The sequence below is a fragment of the Streptomyces sp. CO7 genome (assembly GCF_053474865.1).
On sequence record NZ_JBRIOU010000006.1, the window covers coordinates 158792 to 166583 of the forward strand.

6 protein-coding genes are annotated in these 7792 nt (G+C 73.0%); 4 read left to right on the forward strand and 2 right to left on the reverse strand.

Going from position 1 to position 7792, the window contains the following annotated elements; translation table 11 throughout:
* Both ACOV8S_RS22125 and ACOV8S_RS22130 read left to right on the forward strand, forming a co-directional pair.
* On the forward strand, positions 1-361 hold a 361-nt coding region (locus ACOV8S_RS22125; protein WP_448319686.1), incomplete at its 5' end, for a cellulose binding domain-containing protein.
* Between the two features lie 136 nt (positions 362-497).
* Positions 498-1277 (forward strand): MmyB family transcriptional regulator, encoded by a 780-nt coding sequence (locus ACOV8S_RS22130; RefSeq protein ID WP_448319688.1) that lies wholly within the window; start codon positions 498-500, stop codon positions 1275-1277.
* On the opposite strand, the gene ACOV8S_RS22135 is transcribed toward ACOV8S_RS22130, so the two are convergent.
* Together ACOV8S_RS22135 and ACOV8S_RS22140 are read right to left on the reverse strand one after the other, a co-directional pair.
* Positions 1274-1678 carry a hypothetical protein gene (locus ACOV8S_RS22135; RefSeq protein WP_448319690.1) on the reverse strand — a complete coding sequence of 135 codons (405 nt, stop codon included), beginning with the start codon at positions 1676-1678 and terminating at the stop codon, positions 1274-1276. The genes ACOV8S_RS22130 and ACOV8S_RS22135 overlap by 4 nt on opposite strands.
* A gap of 124 nt (positions 1679-1802) precedes the next feature.
* On the reverse strand, positions 1803-3023 hold the full coding sequence (locus tag ACOV8S_RS22140; protein WP_448319691.1) for a cytochrome P450: 1221 nt from the start codon (positions 3021-3023) through the stop codon (positions 1803-1805).
* 278 nt (positions 3024-3301) lie between these two features.
* Between ACOV8S_RS22140 and ACOV8S_RS22145 the strand changes: the two genes are divergently transcribed.
* Both ACOV8S_RS22145 and ACOV8S_RS22150 read left to right on the forward strand, forming a co-directional pair.
* Positions 3302-5737 carry a lamin tail domain-containing protein gene (locus ACOV8S_RS22145; protein ID WP_448319692.1) on the forward strand — a complete coding sequence of 812 codons (2436 nt, stop codon included), beginning with the start codon at positions 3302-3304 and terminating at the stop codon, positions 5735-5737.
* A gap of 233 nt (positions 5738-5970) precedes the next feature.
* Entirely contained in the window at positions 5971-7710 is a 1740-nt protein-coding gene (locus ACOV8S_RS22150) for a serine hydrolase (RefSeq protein WP_448319693.1), read from the forward strand.
* Positions 7711-7792: the final 82 nt, after the last annotated feature.

The following is a 7792-nucleotide window of genomic DNA, read 5'->3' on the forward strand; positions in this document are numbered from 1 at the left end:
CACCACTCCCCCGCCGGGCGGCGGCACCAGCACCCCCACCACGCCTCCGCCGGGCGGCACCGGCGCCTGCAACGCCACGTACCGCACCTCCAGCGCGTGGCAGGGCGGCTTCAACGGTGAGGTGACCATCACGGCCGGCAGCGGCGGCGTCACCAACTGGAAGGTGCCGATCACGCTGGCGAGCAATCAGAGCATCGTCTCGCTCTGGAACGGCACCATGACCCGGAGCGGCAATGTGGTGACGGTGACCCCGGCCGGCCACAACCGCACCCTCGGCGCGGGCCAGTCCACGTCGTTCGGCTTCACCGCCAGCGGCCCCAGCACCCCCTCCCCCACCGTCGGTGGCTGCACCGCCGGCTGACCCGCGAACCGTTCCACATCCCCCCACGCGACGGCGCGACGCCCACGGGCGCCGCGCCGTTGCGGGTCGTGGCACGGCGATCACGATTCCCGGCAAGGAATGGCCCAGGCTCCCCTGCGACCGTTACAACAGGGCCGTGGACTTCTCCCGAGCGCTCCGTGAACGCCGTACCCGGCGCCGTCTCAGCCAACTCGACCTCGCCCTGCGGGCCGGCACCACCCAGCGGCATCTGAGCTTCATCGAGTCCGGCAGGTCCGTCCCCGGACGGAACATGGTGGTGCGTCTGACCGAGTCCCTGGAGCTTCCGCTGCGCGAGCGCAACGAGCTGCTGCTGGCCGCCGGTTACGCGCCCGTCTACCCGGAGACCCCACTGGATGCCCCGGTCCTCGCTCCCGTCCGTACGGCGATCGATCACATCCTCACGGGGCATCTGCCGTATCCGGCCGTGGTCGTGGACGGCGCCGGCGATCTGGTCGCCGCCAACGCGGCGTTCGGTGTCGTCACCGAGGGGGCGGCCGAGGAACTGGTGGGACCGGGCAGGAACGTCTACCGGCTCGCCCGGCACCCCGACGGGCTGGCTCCCCGTGTCCGCAACCTGGCCGAGTGGGCGCGGCACATACTCGCGCGTCTCGGCCATCTGGAGGAACTGCGGTCCGAGCTCGCCGCCTACGTCCCTCCACTGGATCCCTCCGCCGCGCCCCTGGGCTTCGCCGTGCCGCTGCGCCTGGACTCCTCCTACGGCGAACTGCGCCTGACGACGACCGTGACCACCTTCGCCACCGCGGTCGACGTGACGCTGGCCGAACTGAAGCTCGAAGCGTTCCTGCCGGCCGACGGGGCGACGGCGGACGCGCTGACCGCGGCGGCCGGCACGGGAATCCATGCCCCCTTGGTTCAGGCGCCGGGGAACATCTAGTCGGCCCGGATCCTGCCGTCGTCGCCGAGCAGCAGGACCTCCAGGCCGCCGCCCACCACCTCACCGGTCCCGGTGGACACGGTCTCCCAGCTGAACTTGACCACGCTGTGCAGACGTACGGCGTCGGCGCGCGGCCGGAAGGTGAGTCCTTTCTTCTCGACGAACTCCTCGTAGCTCCGTGCAACCCGGGCCTCGACGGCATCGTGCCCCCGCGCCTCGAGAGTGGTGTGGCCGAAGCCCAGGCCGGCGGCTCGCTCCCGGATCTCGACGGGCGGCTGGAGGATGTGGGCGCCGTCCTCGGCCCACAACCGCTCGACGGCGGCGCGCCGTTCGGCGGCGTCGGGGAGCGTCCACTGGGCGATGTAGCGGTCTGCCAGTTCCTGCGGGTCGATGTCGGGCATCGGTTCTCCTCGTCAGGTGGGTCGTTTCGCACCCGATCCTGCGCCGCGTGACCCTCGCCGCCAATTCCCGCCGGGGAATGGCATGCCTGTTCCGGAGCGGTACCTCCGCCTCGGCTTCGCGGACTCAGCCGGTGATCTCCACATGGAATTCGCGCAGTTCGTAGCTGCCGATCGCGCGCCGGCAGGAGACGCGGGGGGCGGTGCGCATGCGCAGGCCGGGTTCGGCGAAGAGGCGGGAGAGGAAGACGTCGGTCTCCAGGATCGCGATGTCCGCGCCGGGGCAGCGGTGCGGGCCGTCGCCGAAGGAGAGGACGGGAGGCGCGTCCGCGCCGCGGGCGGCCTGTCCGGCGCGGGCGGGGCAGAGCCGCTCCGGGTCGGGGCCCACCGCGCGGGCGTCGAGGTTGGCCGTCTCGACGTCGATCTCGACCACCGCCCCGGCGGGGATCCGGGGTCCGCCCTCACCGATCGTCAGCTCCGCGGTCGTGCGGCGGCGCAGGAGGGAGATGACCGGTTCCAGGCGCAGGATCTCCCGGAGCGTCGCGAGGCGCTCCGGCTCGTCGGCGGCGCGGTAGGCGGCGAGCAGTTCCTCGTCGGTGAAGAGGTGCCAGGCGGCGAGGGAGACGAACTCGCGGGTGGTGACCATGCCGGCGGCGGCGAAGGTGATGCACTCGCCGAGAATCTCGCCGCTCGAGCAGCCCTCGTCGAGCAGGTGGGAGATCAGGTCGTCACGCCGCCTCGCCCGCCGGGCCCGGACCGCGGGGCGCACGTCGGCCCGGAGGATCCGCAGCCAGTTGCGGTTCTGGCGGGCGATGGTGCGCAGTCCCCTGAGGCTGGTGAAGCCGGGGGTGTCGAACTCCCCGTCCGGGAAGAACGCCTCCAGCCGCCGGTCGAAGCCCGGGCGGGACTCGGTGAGGCCGATGACCTCGGCGGCCACCGCGATCGCGAGCCGGAAGGCGAGCTGGGTGAGGTCGGCCTCCCCGGCCGTGCGCAGCCGGGTCAACTGGGTCTCGGCGACGCGCTCCATGACGGGGCGGTAGTGCTCGGCGACCCGGCGGGGCGTGAAGAAGCGTGCGGTCTGGCGGCGGTCCTCGCGGTGCTCGGGTCCGTCGCGGTAGAGGACCGGGCGGCGGTAGACGGAGGGCAGCTTCTCCACCGTCTCCACGCCGAGTCCGGCCTGGACGGTGTCGTGGGAGCGCAGGACCGTCCGCGCCTCGGCGACGCCGGTCACCCGCCAGACGCCGTCCGCGTCGTGCCGGACGGGGCAGCCGCCGGGCGCGGCCGGGGCGTCGCCGTCCGCCGGGCGCGAGATCTTCCGCTCTCCGGTCGCCGGTCCCTTGCCGCGCATCCGCGCCACCTCCCACGCTCGGGGCCCTCCGGGAGCCGTACGGTACGACACGGCCCGGGGCCCCGAACAGGGCGCGGGCGAGGCCTTCCGAGGCGGCGGCCCCTGGCGCACTCGCTCATGTGTTCCCGCTACAGTTCATCCCGCGATTCCAGGGAATTCACGCGCTACCTCTTGGCAGCACGATTTCTACGCGCGTAACTTGAGTCGACCGTCCCGTTGTGTCATTTCCGCCCGTTCCGCGGCTCTTCGCGGCGGGTTCCTTCCGAGGAGTACAAATCGTGCCCAAGTCCGGTGACAAGAGAGCGCGTTGGCGCCATGCCGCACAGGCCATCACGGCGACGGGGGCGGCCGGCGCCTTCGTGCTGACCCCGCTGCCGCAGGCCTTCGCCGCGCCCTCCGGCGATGCGGTGATCGCCGAGGTGTACGGCGGCGGCGGCAACTCCGGGGCCACCCTCACCCGTGACTTCATCGAGCTGGGCAACGCCGGCGGCACGGCCGTCGACCTGTCCGGCTACAGCGTGCAGTACCTGCCGGGCTCGCCCTCGGCGACGTCCCGCTGGAGCGTCACCCGGATCACCGGTTCCATAGCCGCGGACGGCCGTTACCTGATCGCCGAGGCCCAGGGCACCGGCGGCACCACGACACTGCCCACCCCGGACGCCTCCGGCTCGATCGCGATGAGCGGCACCAGTGGCACGGTCGCCCTGGTGGCGGGCACCGACGAGCTCGCCTGCAGGACCGCGGCGGACTGCGCGACGGACGAGCGGATCGTCGACCTGGTCGGCTTCGGCACGGCCGCCGTCCGCGAGACCAGCCCGGTCACCGGCGCCTCCAACACCGCATCGGTGGCCCGCGCGGCCTCCCTCGCGGACACCGACGACAACTCCGCCGACCTCACCGCCGGCGCGCCCACCCCGGTCAACACCAAGGGCGAGACCCCCGGTACCGGCGGCGGTGGCGGCGGCGAGGAGCCCGGCGAGCCGGGCACCCCCGGCGCGGTCCGCGTCCACGACATCCAGGGCACCACCCGCCGCTCCCCGCTGACCGGCGAGACCGTCACCAACGTCCCCGGCATCGTCATCGGCGTGCGGGACAGCGGCTCCAAGGGCTTCTGGATCCAGGACACGCAGGCCGACGCCGACCCGCGCACCAGCGAGGCGCTCTTCGTCTACACCGGCTCGGCCGCCCCGACCGTCAAGACCGGCGACAGCGTCCTGGTCAGCGGCAAGGTCGCCGAGTACGCGCCGAGCAGCACGACCCAGTCGATCACCCAGATCTCCGGCCCGAAGACCTCGGTGGTCTCCTCCGGCAACGCGGTCCCCGCGGCGGTCGTGCTGGGCCCGGCAAACCTGCCCGACGACTACGCCCCGGAGGCGGGCGGCGGTTCCATCGAGAGCCTGCCGCTCCAGCCGGCCCTCTACGCCTTGGACTTCCTCGAGGCCACCGAAGGCATGCGCGTCCAGGTGAGCGACGCCCGGGTGGTCGGCGCGACCACCGAGTACGACGAGGTGTACGTCACCGCCAAGCCCGAGGAGAACCCCTCGGTCCGCGGCGGCACCGTGTACCTGGGCTACGACGGCCAGAACTCGGGCCGCGTCAAGATCGAGTCGCTCGGCCCCGAGATCCCCGAGGCGAACGTCGGCGACACGCTGTCCGGCGCCACCACCGGCCCGCTGGACTACGACTCCTACGGCGGCTACACGCTGATGGCCACCGAGCTGGGCTCCCACGTGCCGGGCGGCCTGGAGCGCGAGGTGACGCGTCCGCAGCTCGACAAGGAGCTGGCGATCGCCACGTACAACGTGGAGAACCTGGACGCCCTGGACCCGCAGGAGAAGTTCGACCGCCTGGCCGAGGGCGTGGCGGTCAACCTCGCCGCCCCGGACGTCGTCGCGCTGGAGGAGATCCAGGACGACAACGGCGCCACCGACGACGGCACGGTCTCCTCCGAGCAGACCCTGACCCGCTTCACCGACGCGATCGTCGCGGCCGGCGGTCCCCGCTACAGCTGGCGCTACGTCGCCCCGGAGAACAAGGCGGACGGCGGTGAGCCGGGCGGCAACATCCGCCAGGTCTTCCTCTACAACGAGGAGCGCCTGAAGTTCACGGACCGCGCCGCCGTGGACGCGAGCGCCGCGACCGAGGTCGTGACCACCAAAAAGGGTGCGCAGCTGAGCGTCTCGCCGGGCCGGATCGACCCGGCGAGCGACGCCTGGAGGAACAGCCGCAAGCCGCTGGTGGGCGAGTTCAAGTTCCACGGCGAGCAGGTCTTCGTGATCGCCAACCACTTCGCCTCCAAGGGCGGCGACGCCCCGATGCACGGCAAGTTCCAGGAGCCCTCGCGCTCCTCGGAGGAGCAGCGCCACCAGCAGGCGGAGGAGGTGCGCGGGTTCGTCGCGGAGCTCCTCGCGGCCGACCCCAAGGCGAAGGTGATCGTCCTCGGCGACATCAACGACTTCCAGTTCTCGAGGACCACCGAGATCATGACGGGCGAGGGCTCCCTGCTGACCCCGCTCGTCAACACGCTGCCCGTCGAGGAGCGTTACACCTACGTCTACGAGGGCAACTCGCAGACGCTGGACCAGACGCTGGTCAGCCCGTCGGTGGTCGCCTACGACTACGACATCGTGCACCTGAACGCGGAGTTCGCCGACCAGGCGAGTGACCACGACCCGCAGGTCGTGCGCATCGACGTCAAGAAGGGCCGCAAGTAGCGGTCCTTGCTCCACCCGCCGCGGCCCGTCCGGAACACTCCGGGCGGGCCGCGGTGCGTGCTGCCCGCGCACGGCGGTCCGCCGGCGGGTGGTATTGACAGGGCATGGTCACCGAAGGAAGGTTTCAGCGCCCGAGGGTCGTGGTGAAAGATTCTTTCGGAGGTCTCGTGCGCGACAGAGGAATCAGCAGACGCCGGTTCGGAGCGGGGGCCCTGGCCCTGGGAGGAGCGGTGATGGTGACGCCCCTCGGCGGCGGTGCCGCCGCGGCGGCCGGAGGGTCGTCCGACGGCACGGCGGACGGCGCGTCGGGGGACGGCCCCGGGCGGCGGCCGACGCTGCGCCGCGGGTCGGCCGCGCGGGCCGGGCTCCTCGCCGGCCACCTGGCGGAGATCACCGCGGTCGCCGAGCGGTACCTCGGCCCCTCCCCCACCCGGCCGTACTGGGCGGGCGCGGTGGTCCTGGCCGGACGCGGCGGCACGGTGGCCCTGGAGACGGCCGTCGGCAAGGCGGTCCGGTACGCCGACTACGACGCGGCCACCGGCGAGGCGGTGGAGTTCCCGCCCGGGGAGCAGATCGACGCCACCCCGGACACCGTCTACGACCTGGCCTCCCTCTCCAAGCTGTTCACCTCCCTGCTGGTGGTCCAGCAGCTGGAGCGCGGCCGGATCGAGCTGGAGGCGCCCGCCGCCCGCTACGTGCCGGAGTTCGCCGGCGGCGGCAAGCAGGACGTCACCGTCCGGCACCTGCTCACGCACACCTCGGGCATGCCCGCCTGGATCGCCCTGTACCGGCAGCCGGACCGTGAGGCGATGCTGAAGGCGCTGTGGGCGGTGGAGCCGACCAATCCGCCGGGCACCGTCTACCGCTACTCGGACCTCAGCCTGATCACCCTGCAGCTGGTGCTGGAGCGGGTCACCGGCAAGCCGCTGGACGTCCTGCTGGCCGAGGAGATCACCGGGCCGCTGGGCCTGACCCGCACCCGCTACAACCCGCCCGCCGACTGGCGGCCGCGGATCGCCGCCACCGAGGTGTCCCGGCCGCCGTGGGCCGGCCTGGACCGGGGCCTCGTGTGGGGCGAGGTGCACGACGAGAACGCCTACGCCATGGGCGGCGTGGCGGGACACGCCGGGGTCTTCTCGTGCGCCTGGGACCTGGCGGTGCTGGCCCGGACCCTGCTCAACGGCGGGGTGTACGGCAGGGTCCGCCTGCTCTCCGAGGAGTCGGTGGAGCTGCTGTTCTCCGACTTCAACACCGCTTTCCCCGGCAACAGCCACGGGCTGGGGTTCGAGCTGAACCAGCACTGGTACATGGGCGCCATGGCCACCCCGCGCACCGCGGGGCACACCGGGTTCACCGGGACCTGCATCGTGCTGGACCCGACGACCGACTCGTTCCTGGTCCTGCTGGGCAACTCGGTCCACCCGGTGCGCACCTGGCGGTCCGGCTCGGCGCCGCGGCAGGCGGCGGGCGAGCGGATGGCCCGCGCGGTCGCGGTGCCGCCCGCGCACGGGAACGCGGCCTGGTTCGGCGGCATGACCACGGCCTCCGAGGCCGTGCTGACGCTGCCCGCGCTGGACACCTCGGCGGTGTCCGCCCGGCTCACCGGCGACCTGTGGTGGGACACCGAGGCGACCTGGGACGTGCTGTGCGCCGAGGTCTCCACCGACGGCGGCGCCACCTGGAGCGCCCTGCCGTTCACCACCCGGGCACCGCACGACGAGCCGGTCGCGCGTCCCGACGGGCGGGTGTCGGGCTTCAACGGCCGCGTCTGGCACCGGTTCGCCGCCGACCTGCCGGCCTCCGCGGCCACGCTGGTGCGGTGGCGGTACACCACCGACGCGCGGTACGTGGGCCGGGGCGTCTACGTCGGGGCGCAGAAGGCCGCCGCCGGGGACACGCTGCTGTACGCCGACGCCCGCCCGGCCGACCTGGCACGGGTGACCGCGCAGGGGTGGACACGGGAGAGGGACTGAGCGGAGCGACGGGCCGGGCGGGCGATGCCGCCGGAGCCGGGGCCGCCTCAAGCGGCAGGAGCGCGGGCGGGTCCGGCGGCAT

Coding starts and splice junctions, on each gene's coding strand:
- ACOV8S_RS22135 (WP_448319690.1), bottom strand. CDS start 1,678: ATGCCCGACATCGACCCGCAGGAACTGGCAGACCGCTACATCGCCCAG.
- ACOV8S_RS22140 (WP_448319691.1), bottom strand. CDS start 3,023: ATGCGCGGCAAGGGACCGGCGACCGGAGAGCGGAAGATCTCGCGCCCG.
- ACOV8S_RS22150 (WP_448319693.1), top strand. CDS start 5,971: ATGGTGACGCCCCTCGGCGGCGGTGCCGCCGCGGCGGCCGGAGGGTCG.